General features: G+C 72.3%; 13 protein-coding genes. 6 read left to right on the top strand and 7 right to left on the bottom strand.

What is annotated here, in order from left to right; genetic code table 11:
- Positions 1 to 51: 51 nt before the first annotated feature.
- Complete coding sequence (locus ACFYZR_RS17165; protein ID WP_391910937.1) at positions 52 to 1,032, bottom strand: trypsin-like serine peptidase; 981 nt, start codon at positions 1,030 to 1,032, stop codon at positions 52 to 54.
- Between the two features lie 229 nt (positions 1,033 to 1,261).
- Between ACFYZR_RS17165 and ACFYZR_RS17160 the strand changes: the two genes are divergently transcribed.
- Entirely contained in the window at positions 1,262 to 1,648 is a 387-nt protein-coding gene (locus ACFYZR_RS17160) for a hypothetical protein (protein WP_391910935.1), read from the top strand.
- Complete coding sequence (locus ACFYZR_RS17155; protein ID WP_391910933.1) at positions 1,638 to 3,764, top strand: hypothetical protein; 2,127 nt, start codon at positions 1,638 to 1,640, stop codon at positions 3,762 to 3,764. Before ACFYZR_RS17160 ends, ACFYZR_RS17155 begins: the two co-directional genes overlap by 11 nt.
- Positions 3,765 to 3,803: 39 nt before the next feature.
- Here the strand turns inward: ACFYZR_RS17155 and ACFYZR_RS17150 are convergent, their stop codons facing one another.
- The 4 genes from ACFYZR_RS17150 to ACFYZR_RS17135 all read right to left on the bottom strand — a co-directional run bounded on the left by ACFYZR_RS17150 (position 3,804) and on the right by ACFYZR_RS17135 (position 9,720).
- Positions 3,804 to 4,145, bottom strand: coding sequence for a hypothetical protein (locus ACFYZR_RS17150; RefSeq protein ID WP_391910931.1), 342 nt, complete (start codon positions 4,143 to 4,145; stop codon positions 3,804 to 3,806).
- Between the two features lie 144 nt (positions 4,146 to 4,289).
- Positions 4,290 to 6,716: a phosphotransferase gene (locus tag ACFYZR_RS17145; protein WP_391910929.1), complete on the bottom strand. Its 2,427-nt coding sequence runs from the start codon at positions 6,714 to 6,716 to the stop codon at positions 4,290 to 4,292.
- Between the two features lie 6 nt (positions 6,717 to 6,722).
- Entirely contained in the window at positions 6,723 to 8,018 is a 1,296-nt protein-coding gene (locus ACFYZR_RS17140) for an MFS transporter (RefSeq protein WP_391910927.1), read from the bottom strand.
- Between the two features lie 40 nt (positions 8,019 to 8,058).
- Complete coding sequence (locus tag ACFYZR_RS17135; RefSeq protein WP_391910925.1) at positions 8,059 to 9,720, bottom strand: hypothetical protein; 1,662 nt, start codon at positions 9,718 to 9,720, stop codon at positions 8,059 to 8,061.
- A 395-nt stretch (positions 9,721 to 10,115) separates the two neighbouring features.
- Between ACFYZR_RS17135 and ACFYZR_RS17130 the strand changes: the two genes are divergently transcribed.
- The 4 genes from ACFYZR_RS17130 (at position 10,116) to ACFYZR_RS17115 (ending at position 13,884) form a co-directional block, all read left to right on the top strand.
- Complete coding sequence (locus ACFYZR_RS17130; RefSeq protein ID WP_391910923.1) at positions 10,116 to 10,604, top strand: helix-turn-helix domain-containing protein; 489 nt, start codon at positions 10,116 to 10,118, stop codon at positions 10,602 to 10,604.
- On the top strand, positions 10,601 to 11,251 hold the full coding sequence (locus tag ACFYZR_RS17125; RefSeq protein WP_391910921.1) for a hypothetical protein: 651 nt from the start codon (positions 10,601 to 10,603) through the stop codon (positions 11,249 to 11,251). Before ACFYZR_RS17130 ends, ACFYZR_RS17125 begins: the two co-directional genes overlap by 4 nt.
- A complete protein-coding gene (locus ACFYZR_RS17120; protein WP_391910919.1) occupies positions 11,244 to 12,455 on the top strand; it encodes an MAB_1171c family putative transporter in 1,212 nt (403 codons plus the stop codon). Before ACFYZR_RS17125 ends, ACFYZR_RS17120 begins: the two co-directional genes overlap by 8 nt.
- A gap of 214 nt (positions 12,456 to 12,669) precedes the next feature.
- Positions 12,670 to 13,884 carry a cytochrome P450 gene (locus tag ACFYZR_RS17115; protein WP_391910917.1) on the top strand — a complete coding sequence of 405 codons (1,215 nt, stop codon included), beginning with the start codon at positions 12,670 to 12,672 and terminating at the stop codon, positions 13,882 to 13,884.
- 126 nt (positions 13,885 to 14,010) lie between these two features.
- On the opposite strand, the gene ACFYZR_RS17110 is transcribed toward ACFYZR_RS17115, so the two are convergent.
- Both ACFYZR_RS17110 and ACFYZR_RS17105 read right to left on the bottom strand, forming a co-directional pair.
- Positions 14,011 to 14,601 carry a YIP1 family protein gene (locus tag ACFYZR_RS17110; RefSeq protein ID WP_391910915.1) on the bottom strand — a complete coding sequence of 197 codons (591 nt, stop codon included), beginning with the start codon at positions 14,599 to 14,601 and terminating at the stop codon, positions 14,011 to 14,013.
- Between the two features lie 72 nt (positions 14,602 to 14,673).
- On the bottom strand, positions 14,674 to 16,278 hold the full coding sequence (locus ACFYZR_RS17105) for an APC family permease (RefSeq protein ID WP_391910913.1): 1,605 nt from the start codon (positions 16,276 to 16,278) through the stop codon (positions 14,674 to 14,676).

Here is a 16,278-nt window from a genome sequence, read left to right as displayed (position 1 = left end):
GGACGTCCTGAACGTCCGGGGGCGCCGCCTTTCGCTTTGCCGGCGTCGGCGTCAGTGCCCGCCCGGTTCCGCCGGCGCCGCCCCCTCAACCGCGTCAGCGAACAGGTCGAGCAGATCGTCGCCGAAGTAGGAGCTGTAGGAGATGTCGGGGGTGTCACCACCGGTGTGATAGCCGCCGATGACACCGATCACCTCGTACCCGCCGTCGCCGCGCACCAGGAACGGCCCGCCCGAGGTGCCGCCGACGTACCCCGCGCAGGCGATCTCCAGGAAGTCGCCGGGAGCGGCCGGATCCGTACTGGTGTAGCGGTGCGTGGAGGAGGAGCAGTCGAGCGGCTTGGGGTAGACGGCGTCGCTGTTGCCCGGGTAGCCGATCAGCCGCACCTCGTCGTGGGCGTACCCCGGCCGGATCCCCAGGCCGAAGCCGCCGACGGCCCGCTGGACCGGGGTCCCGTCCGCCCGGTCGCCCAGCCGCACCACCGCGTAGTCCCAGCGCGCCCCGCCGTCCGTGCCCAGGTCGTAGTAGCGCTGGTCGAGGTAGATCTCCTCGACCGGGAAGACGCCGTGCGGCTTGAGGCCGTCGTGGTACTGCGGCACGAACGAGAACTGCTTCTTCGGGTCCGGCGAGCGCAGGCAGTGGGCGGCGCTGACCACGAGGTCGCGGTGCGGGCTGCGGACGACCGTACCGCCGCAGAACCGGCCGGTGTTGTGCCCGTCCGTCCAGAAGAACGTCCCCACCTGCGGCAGCCCGTCGAAGGGATGGCTGGGCGGCACGGACCCGGCGGCGGGGGCCGGGGCGCCGGCCCGCTTGCCGCCGCCGGTGGCCGGGAGGGCGGCCCGCATCCGCGCGGGCGTCCAGTAGGCGTCGGCCGACGCGGCCGACGTGCGATACCCGGCGGACGGGGCGCCCGCCGCCAGCGCCGGGCCCGGCAGGGCGACGGACGCCGCCACCGCCATCAGGCCGGACAGCAGCGCCACGGTGCCGCGTATGGCGAACGGCCTTGGCGCCGGTCTGTATCCGGGTCTGTTCATGAGCGTTTCCTTCCTGGTGTGCGCGGGGGACGGGTACGAGGTGGTGCGAGGTGAGCGTGTCATCGTCCTACGGCGGAGGCGCGAGGGGTGAGTCGCCGACGCGACAGGATTCACCGGGACGCCGCACAGTGACCCCGGGCACTTGGGGCGTGACTGTCGGAGGCGGGCGGTAGCCTGTCGCGGACGGGCGGACGTCCGGTCCGCCGGCTCACGAGGGGGGAGTGGACTGATGGTTGATCCGGTGTCGTTGGGGGCGATCACGAGCGCGGTCACCGCGGCCGCGGGATCCGTCGGCACGGAGGCGGGGCGCCAGGTCTGGGGATCGCTGGTGCAGCTGGCCCGCCGCGCGTTCGGCCGGGGCCCGGCCGGCGAGGACGAGGCGAGCACGGCGGTACTGCCGCTCGACCCGGCCGACGAGCAGCAGGTCCAGTCGCTGGCCGCGCTGATCTTCGGGCGCGTCTACCAGGACACCGCGTTCGCCGAGGAATACCGCCGGTGGGCCGAGCAGGCCGAGGCCGTACGCGTGTCCGTGGACAACAGTACGGTCAACAACACCTTCTCCGGCGGCCACGCCACCCACCTCTACCAGGGCAGGGACTTCAACATTGGGCGGTGAGACGAACAATCACTTCGCGGGCCGCGCCAAGACCGTCATCCAGGCCCGCGAGGTGACCTACCACCAGGCACCCGAGCCGCCCCCGGTCCCGGACCCGCACCAAGTGCCGCCGAGCACGCCCTGGTTCGTCAACCGCACCGATGACCTGGCCGACCTCAGCGGCTGGTTGGACCCGGCCGCGGGCGGGCCGCCCCGGATCGCGCTGCTCACCGGATTACCGGGCGTCGGCAAGAGGAACACCGCACGGCGCTGGGTGGAGGACACGCGCGGCCGGTACCCCGGCGGCGAGCTCTACGTCGACTTCGCCGAGCTGCGCGGCCCGTCGGGCGGCGCGGCCGACGTCTCCGCCGCGCTCGCCGGCCTGCTGCGCAGCCTCGGCACGGACGACCGCTATCTCCCCACGACCCTCGGCGAGCTGGCCGGTCTCTACCGCACCCGCACCGCCGAGCGCGGCGTCCTGGTCGTCCTGGACAACGTCACCCACCCCGCCCACGTCAGCACGTTCCTCCCCGCCGCGCCCGGCAGCGCCGTACTCGCCACCAGCGGCCGCCGCCTGGGCGAGCTGATCCTCGACGGCGCCCGCCTGCTGCCCCTCGAACCCCTGAGCGCCAGGAGCGGCGCCCGGCTCCTCGCGGACCTCTGCGGCGCGAAACGGGTGGCCGCCGAACCCGAGGCGGCCGCCCGGCTCGTCGCGGGCTGCGGCGGCCTGCCCGTCGCCCTCCACCTCGCCGCCGCCCGGCTGCTGACCCACCGCCGGCTCACCATCGCGACGCTCGTCGCCGAGCTGGAGAAGGAGAGCGGCGGACTCGACGCCCTGTCCCTGGACTCCGCGAACGGCATGTCCGTGCTCCTCGGCGCCGCCTGCCGCGACCTGCCCGCCGACGCCCTGCGCCTCTACCGGCGCCTCGGCCTGCTGCCCGGCCGCGGCTTCGACGCGGAGACCGCCGCCGCGGCCGACGGCGGCGACCCCGCCACCGCGCGGCGGCTCCTCGACGTCCTGGAGAGGGCCAGCCTCCTGGAGGACGCCGTGCCCGACCGTCACCGGCTCCACGACCTCGTCCGGCGCCACGCCCGCGACCTGGCCGAGACCGACGAGCCGGCGGCCGAACGAGCAGCGGTCCTGCGCCGGATCGTCGACCACTACACCGTCCGCGCCGCCTTCGCCGACCGCGCCGTGATGGGCGCCCGGCTGCGCATCACCGACCACGACGAGCTGCTGACCGGCCACGACGACCCCTTCGCCGGACCGGACGCGCGCGCCGCCGCCCTCGACTGGCTGGAGGCCGAACGCGCCGACGCGCTCGCCGTGCTGCGGGCCGCCGCGGCACACGGCATGGACCGCCGGGTGTGGCAGCTCGCGGAGTCCCTCACCGCGCTCTACCTCCACCACCGGTACCTCGCCGACTGGATCGAGTCCGGCACCCTCGGCGCCGCGGCCGCCGCCCGCACCGGCGACACCGCCGCCGAGGCCCGGCTGCGCAGCCTCCTCTCCCGTCCGCTGATGGACGCGGGCGACCACGAGCGGGCCCGCGCGGAACTGGAGGCCGCCGTAGCCCTCGCCGACGCCTCGGGGCACCCGGTGCTCCGCGCGTCCGTCCGGGAGTTCTCCGGCCGCTACTGGGACCGCTTCGACCCCGCCCGCGCGGTGCGGGTCTACGAGGAGTCCCTCGCCCTCAACCTCGCGGCGGACGAGCGGCGCGGAGCCGCCCTGGCCCGTCTCTTCCTGGGCGGCACCCTCGCCGCCTCCGGCGACCACGAGGCGGGCCTCGCGGCCCTCACCGAGGCGTACGAGCAGCTGAGCGCGCTCGGCGACGTACGGATGGCGGGGCGCGCCCTGGCGGCCGTCGGGCGGCTCGCGGAGGACGCGGAGGCGTTGGGACGCGCGGCGGAGATGCTGCGGGAGACGCGGGCGGCGTATTACGAGGCGGAGGTGCGGGAGGAACTGGCAGGGCTGTTGGAACGCTCCGGTGACGCCGAGGCCGCGCGGACGCACCTCGCGCGAGCCGTCGAACTGCTGGATGCCGGAGGCAGCCCACGGGCGGGTGAGCTGCGGACCGCGCTCCGCGCGCTGTCCTCAATCGCCGGACGGGCTGAAATCAGCCCGTCCGGCGATTGAGGACCGGGGTCCGGGGCGGAGCCCCGGACCCCGGGTGTCCTACTTCTCCTCGGTGACGCAGGTGGTGTGGTTGAGGATTCCCACGGTGTCCGTCCCGCAGTTGTTGCTGGATCCGGAGGCGTTGCGGGAGTCGATGTTGGAGAGCAGACCACCGCTCGGACCGGTCACCTGACGGTTGTCGTCGTGCCGGTGGTGGGAGCTGTGCCGGGCCACACAGGTACGGTCGCTGAGGAGGCCTACTCGGCTGGAGCCGCACTGGTTGGAGTGCGTCGCCGCGTTCCTGCTTCCGATGTTGGACAGCAGACCGCCCGCCCCCAGGTCGATCGTGTCGGCGCTCGCGGCTCCGATGCACATGGGGGAGGCCAGGACGGCCACGGCCATGCCGGACAGAACTGCGAATCGCTTCAGAGAACCCACTGGTCAGCCTTGTCTTTTCGATGGATTTCGATGGATGCTGCGCGATGGAAGGTGAAGCACCGCTTCCGGCGTTCACCCGCCTGGCTCAACGCGCCGGCGTGACCGGAGTTACGGTCCGACGAAAAGCCCGGCGGTATCGGATTCGCCGGCCTCCTCCGCCAGATCGATCAGGGCCCAGAGATTCCGCCACCACTGCTCGAGAAAGCCGTAGTGACGGACGGTGTGCGCCACGAAGTAGAGCCCGAAGCGGTTGACCGCCAGGTCCCTGAGGGCGAGGCGGTACCCGGTTTCCCACCGGTCCCTGTCGATGACGGTCCGGGCATGGGTCTCCAGTGACCGGCGGTGGATTTCCGAAAGTTCCCCGACCGTCGTGGCATTGATGTCGGCGGGTTCCAGGGCGGTGCAGAGCAGTTCCGCCAGATCGTGCTGAGGAATGTGCAGGGTAGCGAGCTCCCAGTCGTACGCGCACAGCCTTCCGTCCGCCCGGATGGCGAGGTTGCGGGGATTGAAGTCGTTGTGCACGAGGGTCCTCGGCATCGCCTCGATCCGCGGCCACCAGCGGTCGATGGTCCCGATGGAGGAGACCAGCCGGTCGTGGTGGCGGCCGTCGACGAGTTCGGGGAATTCCTGCGCCGAGTGGTCGGCCAGGGCCAGCCACAGGTCCCTCATCTCCACCATGTCGGCGGCATTGGGAATGTGCCCGATCCATGGCGCCCGGCGGAGCTCCGATTCCCTGCCGTACCAGACGGAGTGGAGCTGCCCGAGGTCGCGCAGGGCGATTTCGAGATGCCGGTGTGACCAGCCGTGCGCCTGGTCCGACGTGTCCATCCGCGCCATGTCGCCGAGGCACTCCATGACGATGACGTACGCCTCTCGCCGATCATCGCGGTAGGTCCGGTACTGTTTCGGCACCAGGCCGGTGAAGCGGGTGTCGGTCTGCTCGTACAGGGCCAGTTCCCGTACATCGCATCCGACGAATCCGAGGCGTTGGTCGAATCTGCGGTAGTGGGTCGCCACCGGGCCGCCGCACAGGGCGGCCGCCAGCCCGGCCATCTTGATGACCTCCCGGTCGGTGGGCTTGACCTTGACCATGACGTCGAGCTTCTGCTCCACGCCGTCGTGGTCGACCTTCAGCTGCATCGGAAAGAGCCCGACGGCCTTCTTCACCGTCCGCGACGTCAGCTCGGACAGGACGCTGGGCCCCATGGGAATGTCGACGGTCTCGACGCCGGTGACCTTGGCCCCCGGCATGGCGGAGTGGCCCAGCGCCGACTCGAAGAACCGGGCGTCGAGCTCGTCGAGCTGGAACCAGCGCACGGGCCTGTTGCGCCCGAGGCGTTCATGGGCGCTGGCGAACTGCCCGGAAACGGCCGCCGAGACCGTCGAGAGGTCCAGGGCCAGCGCGAAGCCGGCGATGATCTCCGCCAGCCGGGCCGCGCTTCCCCGGCCCGTGCAGCCCATCGCCTCCAGGAGTTCGTGCTGCGCGGGGAGGTGGGTGCCGCCGCCGACCGTGCCGACCGCCAGACCGGGGAGGGTCATGCTCGCGTAGACGCCTTCCGGCGTCCGTTCGAGGATGAACTGTCCCACGCCCGACTCGTGGACGCAGGCGATGTCCTGACCCGTCGCGGTGAAGATCGCCGCCACGATGTTGGCGGTGTTCGCGTTCGAGCCCAGCACTCCGCTGTGCACGGCCCCGGCCACGATGTGCTGATAGCCCCTGACCAGTTCGTCGGGCGTGGTCTTCAGGACCCGCTCGACAATGCCTCCCGGCAGGACGCAGTCGGCGGACGCCCTGATTCCACGGCCTTCCGCCATCGCCTGGGACGACGCCTTCTTGTCGCCCGAGGTGTTTCCCTCGACGATGAACGATTCGAGTTCCCCGTCCCCGACCAGCTGCCGCTGCTCCAGAATCCACTGACAGGCGTGCCAGGTGCAGGCGGTGGTCATGTTCTGCCCTGCCGCGTCCCCGGTGGTGTACCTGAATCTCAGGTGAACGGTCCTGCCCAGCACCACGGGTTCGACCGAGACGAGTTCGGCATGGTGGGAGACCTGCCGGACGGCCGAGCGGAGGTCGCCGAGGTGCCGGGGAACGGCCGAGGCGAAACGGCCGGCGGCCGACAGCCGGGAGAACGCGAAGACGGGTGCGCGCGTCATCGCCTGCGAGACGGCGCGGGTGCCGACGCCGCCTGCCATGGTGACGGCGAGGGCTCCCCGGGTCGCCGACGACACGAGGGCGCCCTCCGTGGTCGCCATGGGGGCGTAGATCTCGCCCTGGACGTTCTCCCCGCGGAACAGCAAGGGCCCGGCCACACCGACCGGGATCTCGACGGCGCCGACGAATCCCTCGACGTTCCCGGTGAGCTTGCCGGCGTCGAGCTGTGTGTGCTGCAAGGACTCCAGCCCCAGCCGGGTGACGGAGCGAAGCCAGCCGAGCCGCTGAAGGCGCGCCGACTCCGTGTAGATCCCCCTGGCGGGAACGTACCGTCCGACGGGCCGGGACTGAGGGGACCGGCCCGGAAGTCCTCCAGGGCTCATGCGGCATCACTTTCCTTTTTGCGGGCACACGTGCCCGATGGGCTTCTTCGGGACAGCGGTTCCCCCGGGCGCTTCGGGCGCTTCGGGGAGCGGGGAGGATCGCAGTACGGCGAACGGGACGGCCAGGGCGAGGGTGCCGACGGCCAGGCCGTTCCACAGCCCGAGCCAGGTTCCGGCAGCACCGGCGAGGAGGGCGGCCACCGGCTGGGAGCCGTAGACGACCCAGCGGCTCGTGGCGAGCATGCGGCCCTGCAGCGCGGGGTCGCAGACGGCCTGACGGACGGTGCGCTGGGTGGAGCCCTGGACGACGGCGCACCCCAACTGGACGAACATCCCCAGACCGACCGCCACTTGCCAGGGGCGGCCCGGCGCGGCGAGCAGGAGCGGCACCTCGGTGAACGGGGCCAGGGCCAGGGAGGTGAGCATCACGCGCACCGGTCCGTAGCGCGCGACCACCGGGCGGACGACGACGGCGCCGCACAGCCCGCCGAGCGCGGCCACGCTGAGCGTCGAGCCCAGGGCCGCACTCGAATAGTGCAGCTGGCGCAGCAAGTAGACGGACCACAGCGTGGTGAGGAAGGCCGTGACGGCGACGTACGCGGTGGCGGCGAGCACCAGTGGCCGGATCGTGGGATGGGACCACACATAGCGCATGCCCTCGGCGATGTCGGCCCGGAAGGTCGCGCTCCGCGCGGGCCGGGCGGCGGCCGCCTCGGGGGTGCGGACGCGCGTGAGGAGAAGGGCGCAGGTCAGGTAGGAGGCGACGTCCAGGTACACGGCATGAGTGGCGCCGAGGGCGGTCACCAGGGTGCCGCCGAGCTGGGAGCCCGCGCTGTCGGCCAGGGAGTTGACGCCGGCCAGCTTGGAGTTGGCCTCCAGCAGCCGCGAACGGGGCAACAGCGAGGGGAGGAAGCTGATACGGGCGGTGGAGCCGAACACCTCCGAGACCGCGCTCACCATCGCCACCCCGTACAGCAGCCCCAGGGACAGCCGGCCCGAGGCGTCGGCGAGCGGGACGACGAGGAACGCGGCGCCACTGGCCAGCGCCGCGCCCACCATCACGGGACGCTTGCGGTGCCGGTCCGCGAGCACCCCGGCGGGCAGTGACACCAGCAAGGGCGGGAGTTTCTGCGCGAACGACAGCAGCGCGACCTGCCAGACGGAGGCGTGGAGCGCCACCACGGCGATCAGCGGAAGTGCCACCTGCGTGACACCGCTGCCCACGAGGTCGACGGCGTTCGCGCTCCAGTATCGGACGAAGCCCGGGTGCCGCCAGAGGCTGCCCTCCTCGGTGGCCGCCACGCCCTACCCCCCTCGGCCCCTCGGCGTCGTACTGTCGTATCTACGACAACGAGCCGCGCGGGAAAGGGTTAGGGCGGGACCGGGGTGTGATCGCCACGTCCTCCTCCCGCCCCCCGACGCGCAGCGCCACCACCCCGCCCAGTTCCCTCCCGGCCCGCAACAGTCCGTACACGACGGCCGCGTGCAGGCCCGGATCGCTCACCGGGCCCGTAGCCCGGGACTCCACCACCCGCCCGTCCCGCAGCACACTCACGCACCCACCGGGGAAGCCCGCCGTCGCCAGGCGGCAGCCCGGCCAGCGGGCGAGCGTCTCGCGCGCCGAGCGGGCGGCCACCGTGCAGGACTCCGCCGTCCCGCACGTGAGCACGGAGGCGCTGCCCAGCAGTCGCAGGTCCCGCTCGCGCTCGTCGCACGCCAGGTGGACGGACACGTCGTCGTCCTCCACGGGTTCGGCGCCGCCGACAGCAGGCAGCCGGGTCACCGCCACCGTGCCGTCGGTGGTCACGCTCACGCCGACCCATAGCGCCGTCGCCTCCCGGCCCTCGGCCCGCGGCTCCGGTGCCGCGTACAGGGGCGGCGGGCCCGCGGTGGCCGGTTCGGGGAGGGTCAGGAGGCCGTAGGCCAGCGACCGGAGGCGCTCCAGCGCCCGCCCGGGTTCGACGAAGGCGCCCGACGCCACCTTGGCCACGCGTTCCGCGTCGTGCTCGGCCACGGCCCGCTCCAGTTGCGGGGCGAACGGCGCGTGGGGGTCGAGGCGCGGCACGACGCGTCCCAGCTCCGCCATCGGCGTGCCCGGCACCGACTCCTCGCCGAACGCGGCGAACAGCAGCGGTGTGCCGAGCGCCGCGCCGTAGAAGGTCACCGAGCCGTGGTCGCCCACGAGGACGTCCGCCGCGAGGAGCGCGGCCTGCCAGCCGCGCTGCGGCGGGACGAGCAGCAGCCCGGCGTCCAGGGCCGCCGCCTGGACCTGGCGGATCTGCCAGGAGCCGTGCGCCGACCGGACGTTGGGGTGGGTAACCGCGGCGACGCGGTGGTCGTCCGGGGAGAGCCCGGCCGTCAGCCGGGCGGGCAGGGCGGGGTCGGTGCCCAGCAGGGACTGCGGGCCCCAGGTGGAGCTCAGCAGCACCAGCCGCTGTCCGTCCCGGACCCCCAGCGCCGCGCGGTAGCGGTCGCGCAGCGGCCGGGACGCCGTGAGCTGGTCGTGGCAGGGGTCGCCGACGAGGCGGGCGCGGGCCGCCAGGGCCGGGTGGTGCTCGGCGAGTTGCGTGATCTGGTCGGGGTGGGAGACGGCGTGCCAGGCGCGCTCGTCGTCCATGACCCCCGACAGCCGCCGGCCGGTGCCGCGCGCGTCCGGCACCAGCTTGTGGAAGCCGACGCCGTGCGGCAGGACGAGGACGGGGCAGCCGGCGGGGACGGGGGCCAGGTCGATGTTCTCGCTGGCGGAGACGACGAGATGGCACTCCGTCCGGGCCAGCTGCCCCCAGGGCATGACCCGGACGCCCGCGTCGCGGAGGAGGTCATGGACGCCGTCGTTGAAGGCGGAGGTGGGGTCGAAGGCGAAGACGACGTCGACGCGAGGGTCGGAGCGGAACAGCGCGGGGAGCGTGTCCAGCAGCCGGACGGTGGAGGTGACGGTACGGGCCGCCGCGACCAGGATCCGGTCGCCCCGGAACGTTCCCCACCGGCGGGCGTCCGGCCCCACCGGAACGAGCAGATCGCCCGGTTCAGCCGGTCTGCCCGGCTCCCGGCTCCCGGCTCCCGGCTCCCGGCTCCCGGCTCCCGGCTCCCGGCTCCCTATGCTCCCGACGCCCTTACCGCCTGCCATGCCGCCCCCGCAACCCTTTTGCGCCACTGCGCCCCCGCTTCCGTTGCCGCCCCCACCGTAGGCGAATCCGGCCGGTCCGGTGCGGCTCAACCCGTGGTTAAGTCCGACATCCGCTTGTAACGCCCGGCGGACTAGTGCGCGAAGTTCCGGTCATGGCAGGATGCCCCTCGTAGTCGCCACGGACTTAACTGGCCGTGAAAGGCAGTAATTGGTCGTATGTCGTACCAGGCCATGCGGCCGCGGGACACAGCGCGTGTGAAGGAACGGGGCAGATGACAAACGGGGGGGACAGGCCGGCAACGGCCGGTGACGCGGGCAGCCCGCTCGCGCAGCGGCTCAACTACCTGTTCGCGAACATGCACCCGCCCGGCGCGCCGTACACCAACGGGCACGTGGCCGAGGAGATCAGCCGCGGGGAGGAGTACGGCGGCGTCACGCTCACCGAGCAGTATCTGTCGATGCTGCGCAACGGCAAGCGCGCCAACCCCAGCCCGGACGTCCTGCGGGCGCTGGCGAAGTTCTTCGCCGTGCCGGTGGGGTATCTGATGGGCGATCTGTCGGCCTCCCAGGCCGAGCGCGTGGAGGAGGAGGTCCGCTTCCTCGTCGCGATGAGGGACCAGCGCGTCCGGGCCATCGCCCTGCGCTCGGTGGGCCTGCCCCCCGAGGTGCAGGACAGCCTGACCACGATCATCAGCCAGTTCCGGCAGCAGATGAACCTTCCGTCCGACCCGCCCGACGCGGGGGGTGTGGAGCGCCCGTGACCGTGACAGCGGAGGACGGCCTCTTCACCAACTGGCGGCGTAGCGAGGACGAGGACGGTGCAAGCATGCGCGTGGGACGGATACGTCGCCGGTGCAAGCAGCTCATCCATGAGCTCGCCCTGCCCGCGTCGACCGATCTCCAGGGCATGTGCGCCGCCGTGGCACGCCATGTGGGCCGGCCCATCCATCTGGTGCCCATGAGCCTGGACGGGGTCGTCTCCGGTATGACGGCCACCACGGACGACGCGTACTGGGTCATCTACGAGCAGAAGACCTCCCCCTGGCACCAGGTCCACATCGTGCTGCACGAGATCGGTCATCTGCTGCTGGGCCACGACCAGGACCCCGCCGTCACCGAGGACGCCCTCAAGGTGTGGACGCCCTCGGTCGACGTGGCCACCGCCATGCGGCGCATGGGCCTGACCATGGGCCTCGCGCGGCACCACTGCTACGACAACCTCACCGAGCGCGAGACGGAGATCCTCGGCACCCTCCTCATGGCGAAGGTGGTGCCTCCGCCGCCGGGCCAGGACGTCCTGCTGGAGGGTCAGGCCGCCGAGCTCGCCGCGTCGCTGGGGCCCGCGCTCCAGCACGTCCGGCAGAAGCTCCAGGACGGGTCCGCCGACGGAAGGGGCGCCGGTGTTTGACGCCCTCTACCTGAGCTTCAGCGTCGTCACCTGGGCCATCGTCGGCTACAAGGCCCGGGCCTGGTTCCGTGACCGCGGCAATGTCGACCTGGGCCTGACCGCCCTGATGACCTCCGGCGTGCCGATCGTCTTCCTGTTCTCCGCGCCCAGCGTCTACCGCGCCTTCGACCGGCTGACGGGCGTCGCGAACCTGGCGATGGTCTTCCTCTACTCGGCCGTCGTGCTGTTCGCCTCCGGCGCCACCGTGCTGCTGCTGCGCTGGACCAGCCGGGGCGACGAGGAGGCCCACGCCCGCGCCGCCGCGCGCAGCCGGCTCGCGGTGTGGGCGGTGGGGCTGGCCTGGGCATCGGCCGTCGTCTGCTTCCTCGTCGGCCGCCCGGACGACGTGGAGCACCCGCGCGACTTCAGCACCGCCTACGCCGACGCCCCCGGCGTCGTCGCCTTCCTGGTGATCTATCTGCTGATCTTCGGCGTGAGCCTCGCCGGGCTCGGTACGCTCTGCCCGCGCTACGCCGCCCAGCTGGGCCGCTCCTGGCTCGCCAGGGGGCTGCGGACCCTGGCCGCGGGCTGCTGGCTGGGCCTGGTGTACTGCGCCTGCAAGCTCGCCGGGTTCGCCCTGAGCTGGGCCGGGCACGAGCAGTACTGGCTGTCCAACGGGGTGGCCCCGATGACTGCCTCGGTGGCCGCGCTCCTGGTCCTGCTCGGCTTCTCGCTGCCGGCCGTCGGCCCCCGGGCCGCCGCCTGGCGCCGGCTGCGCCGGCTGGAGCCGCTGTGGCAGGAGGTCACCGCCCACGCCCCCGAGGTCACCATCCCCGAGTCCCGCTGGGCGGCCCGCTGGCCGCTCGCGGACCTGGAGTGGCGGGCCAACCGGCAGATGGCCGAGATCCGTGACATCCAGCGCGGCGTGCGCCGGCACGTCGAGCCCATCACCCTGGAGATCGCCCGGGAGAAGGCCGGCGCCGCCGCCCTCGACGAGCACCGCACCGCCGCGGTGGTCGAGGCCGCCGCGCTCCGCAGGGGCCTGGGCAACCAGGTCGTGGGGCACGTGGCACGGCCGTCCGCCGACAGCGTGGTGATGACCGTGAGCGCCGACCCGGCGGAGGAGCACGAGCACTTGGCACGCGTCGCCGACGTCTTCCACGATCCGCTGGTCGACGCGGTGCTCACCGAACTACGGGAGCTCAGCGCGGCACGCCGCCCCTGACGGCGTGCGGCCCATGGACGAGGCGGCCCTGGACGGGGGTCAAGGCCGCCTACGACACAGGCCGGCGCCGGATTCCGACGGATCGTCGATCCGCCGGAATCCGGCGCCGCTTGTGCGATTCCGCCCCACCTGTCCCGGCACCCCGGCCGGATGGCCGATCGAATATCCGATCTAGGACAAAAGGGCCGGTCGGTCCGGTCTAGAGTCGGATCCCATGCGACCGACCGACACCCCACCCACGACGGCGGACCTGATATCCGATCCCTACGGCTGCTACGCCCGGCTCCGCGAGAGCGGCCCCGTGCACCGGTTCGAGGGCCCCGACGGCAAGCCCGCCTGGCTGGTGACCCGTTACGACGACGTACGGGCCGCCCTCGCCGACCCCCGGCTCTCCCTCGACCGGAGCAACGCCCTGCCCGGCAACTACAGCGGCTTCTCCCTGCCCCCGGCGCTCGACGCCAACCTGCTGAACATGGACCCGCCCGACCACACCCGGCTGCGCCGGCTGGTGGTGAAGGCGTTCACCCCGGGCCGGGTGGAGAAGCTGCGCGGCCCGGTGCGGAAGTTCGCCGACGAGCTGCTGGACGCCGTCGAGCCGGCGGGGCGGGCGGATCTGCTGGAGTCCTTCGCGGGACCGCTGCCGATCGCCGTGATCTGCGATCTGCTGGGCATTCCCCAGGTCGACCGGGTCGACTTCCGGGCCTGGACCGACGCGATGATCACGCCCGACCGGACGCGGCCCCATCTGATGAAGGAGGCGGTCGCCTCCCTGTTGGCCTTCTTCACCGGGCTCATCGAGTCCAAGCGCGCCGAGCCCGGCGACGATCTGCTCTCGGACCTGATCGCGGTGCAGGAGGCCGGGGACACGCTGTCCCAGGACGAGCTGACGTCCCTGGCGTTCCTCATCGTGTTCGGTGGATACGAGAACGTGACCCACCTCATCGGCAACACCGTTCTCGCCCTGCTGGACCGTCCTGAACTGCTTCAGACGGTGCGTAAGGATCCGGACGGTCTCGCGGCGCTCGTGGACGAGGTCAGCCGGTGGGACGGACCCGTTCCGCTGGCGATCCGGCGCTTTCCGGTGGAGGACGTCGAGATCGGCGGAGTGACGGTCCCGGCGGGCGAGACCGTTCTGCTGTCGCTGGCCTCGGCCAATCGCGACCCGGCCCGATTCCCCGACCCCGACCGCTTCGACCTGGGACGGGACCGCTCGGGGAACCTCGCGCTGGGCCATGGCATCCACTACTGCCTGGGCGCCGCGCTGGGCCGGATGGAGACGGAGACCGCGCTCGCCGCGCTGCTGGAGCGCTTCGAAAATCTGGAACTCGACGTTCCGAGGGAGGAGCTGACCTGGCGTCCGGCCATCCGCGCGCGTGGCCTGAAATCGCTCCCCGTTCGCTGGTCTTCGGCCGACCGAACAGGTTTTTGATGCATAACCCATCCTTGATGAGGTAGAACTGTCCTCGAGCCCGCCCGGTGTGCATCCCCCGTCGCACCGGGCGGGCCTTCGTCGTCACCCCACCGCTCGGGCCCGCCAAGGCCCGCTCGGGCTCGCTCAGGCGCTGCCGGGCGGGAACTTGAGCAGCGTCACGGCCGCCAGCATCTGGAGGCTCACCGCCGCCACCGCCTTGTGGGTGGGCAGATGGTGCTGACCCCGTATCAGCAGCGTGGCGAGCGCGTAGCCGAAGGCCGCCGTCACCGACGCGGCGGCGCGCACCGGCACCGAACCGGCAGGCAGCCAGGTGTCGAGGATCAGCCGGGGCAGATCGCTCGCCCAGAACAGCACGACGAACAGGCTCGCCGTGGGGGCGAACCTGCCGTTGCCGCCCAGCCGGCGGGCGATGGCGTGGGTGGCGGCGCCCAGCAGCAGACTGGCGAGCATCATCACCAGCGAGCCGATGGCCATGGCCTCCAGCGCCAGCACGGGGCTGACCCCCCACTGCACCCAGAAGGAGTCGTTGGCCAGCGTCCCCAGCGCCCCGCACAGCAGGGACAGGAAGGCCGCCGCTCCCCAGACGCTCCGGTCCCGCGCCTCGTCGAGGACCTCGACGGGCCGGTACCAGAGCCCGAATATGAGGCGGTGCCAGAGCAGCTTGCGCGGCTGGGCACCGGGGACGGGCGGGGGAGGGGCAGTGGTCACAGGCATGGGTGCCGTTTTATCACCGTTCGGCCGGACCGCAGGAGTCCGGGCGGCCCGGCCGGTGGAGCGGACGTACCGTCAGGCGGGCGTGGGCGCCACGCCGCCGGGGCCCGTACCCGGGTCCGTACCGGGGTCGGGATCGTCGTCCCCCGCGTCGGCCGCGGGCCTGTCGGGGACGGCCGTCACGGGCTCGCCGAGCCCGGGCGCCAAGGTCGCTGCGGGCAGGTAGTCCTCGCTGATCTCCCGTGGCCCGAACGGCCACACCTTCTCCCGCGCCGCCCACAGCACGAAGGCCACGCACCCGGCGCCCACCCAGGCCAGCGACCACTCGATGGGATGGCGGCCGGGGGAGTTCCGGTCGGCGAAGCCGTAGATCACCAGCCAGCCCGCCAGCGCCACCAGGCTCGGCAGCGGATAGAGCCACATCCGGTACGGGCGCGGCAGCCCCGGCTGCCGGCGCCGCAGCACGGTCACGGCCAGCACCTGCGACAGCGCCTGGAGGATCACCATGACCGCCATCAGCAACTGGATGATCGTCGCCAGGTCGGTGTGACGGCCGATCAGAAAGCCGATCGCCGAGATCAGTCCCATCGTCGTCAGGGGCAGCACCGGGAAGCGCAGCCGTGGGTGGAGGGCGCCGAAGCGGCGGAAGAAGACGTTCTCCCGCGCGGCGTCCACGGGGATGCGCGAGCCGCCCAGCAGTCCGGTGAAGACCGACGCGAAGGCCGTGACGAGGATCAGCACGGTGACGACGTCCGCCGCGCCCTTGCCCCACGTCTGCTCCAGGACCGCCGAGGCCACGGAGGACCCGGCCGTGGAGTCCGGGTCCAGCATCTGCCGCCAGTCGACGACGCCCAGGGTGCCGATCTGGAGCAGCAGGTAGATGGCCATGATGCCGAGGATCGAGTAGATGATGGACCGTGGCATGACCCGCCCGGGGTCCTTGATCTCGGCGCCCATGTAGGCGACGGTGCTGTAGCCCCCGTAGTCGTAGATGCCGATGGTCAGGCCCGCCGCGAAGCCCAGCCAGAACTGACCGGTCGTGAGGTCGAAGGCGCCCGCCGGGTAGGTGAAGGCCAGGTCCGGGCTGAAGTGGGTGAACGCGGCGACGATGACCAGGACGACGGAGACGATCATCACGCCCCACAGCACGGCCGTGATCCGCGCGATGCTCTCCACCCGCCGCCACAGCAGCCCGACGACCACCACGACGAACGCCAGGCCCGTCAGATCGCCCTGGGTCTGTGTCATGCCCGGCCAGAGGTAGCCCAGGTACTGGACGAAGCCGATCACACCCGTGGCCATGGCCAGCGGGATGAAGAGCATCGCCGTCCACACGAACAGGAACGGCACCAGTCTGCCGGTGCGGTACTGGAACGCCTGCCGCAGATAGACGTAGCTGCCGCCCGCGCCGGGCATCGCCGCGCCCAGCTCGGCCCACACCAGCCCGTCGGCCAGGGCCAGCAGCGCCCCGGCGACGAAGCCGATGACCGCCTGCGGCCCGCCGAAGGAGGCCACCATCAAGGGAATGGTGACGAACGGTCCTATGCCGCACATCTGGCTCATGTTGATGGCGGTGGCCTGGAACAGCCCGATACGGCGGACGAACGCCGCCCGCTCTTCCGGCACCTCGGGCTCCGGTCGCCCGGGCCCCCGCTCGATGTCCCCTGCCGTGCCCGCCAT

This window comes from Streptomyces sp. NPDC001678, from assembly GCF_042892945.1.
Classification (GTDB): Bacteria; Actinomycetota; Actinomycetes; order Streptomycetales; family Streptomycetaceae; genus Streptomyces.
The sequence above is the reverse complement of the archived record's forward strand: the minus strand, read 5'-3'. Positions and strand labels throughout refer to the sequence as shown.

Excerpts from the sequence above, each read along its gene's own strand:
- ACFYZR_RS17150 (WP_391910931.1), bottom strand. The coding sequence starts at position 4,145 with ATGGCCGTGGCCGTCCTGGCCTCCCCCATGTGCATCGGAGCCGCGAGC.
- ACFYZR_RS17130 (WP_391910923.1), top strand. The coding sequence starts at position 10,116 with ATGACAAACGGGGGGGACAGGCCGGCAACGGCCGGTGACGCGGGCAGC.
- ACFYZR_RS17145 (WP_391910929.1), bottom strand. The coding sequence starts at position 6,716 with ATGAGCCCTGGAGGACTTCCGGGCCGGTCCCCTCAGTCCCGGCCCGTC.
- ACFYZR_RS17165 (WP_391910937.1), bottom strand. The coding sequence starts at position 1,032 with ATGAACAGACCCGGATACAGACCGGCGCCAAGGCCGTTCGCCATACGC.
- ACFYZR_RS17160 (WP_391910935.1), top strand. The coding sequence starts at position 1,262 with ATGGTTGATCCGGTGTCGTTGGGGGCGATCACGAGCGCGGTCACCGCG.
- ACFYZR_RS17115 (WP_391910917.1), top strand. The coding sequence starts at position 12,670 with ATGCGACCGACCGACACCCCACCCACGACGGCGGACCTGATATCCGAT.
- ACFYZR_RS17105 (WP_391910913.1), bottom strand. The coding sequence starts at position 16,278 with ATGGCGGGCACGGCAGGGGACATCGAGCGGGGGCCCGGGCGACCGGAG.
- ACFYZR_RS17110 (WP_391910915.1), bottom strand. The coding sequence starts at position 14,601 with ATGCCTGTGACCACTGCCCCTCCCCCGCCCGTCCCCGGTGCCCAGCCG.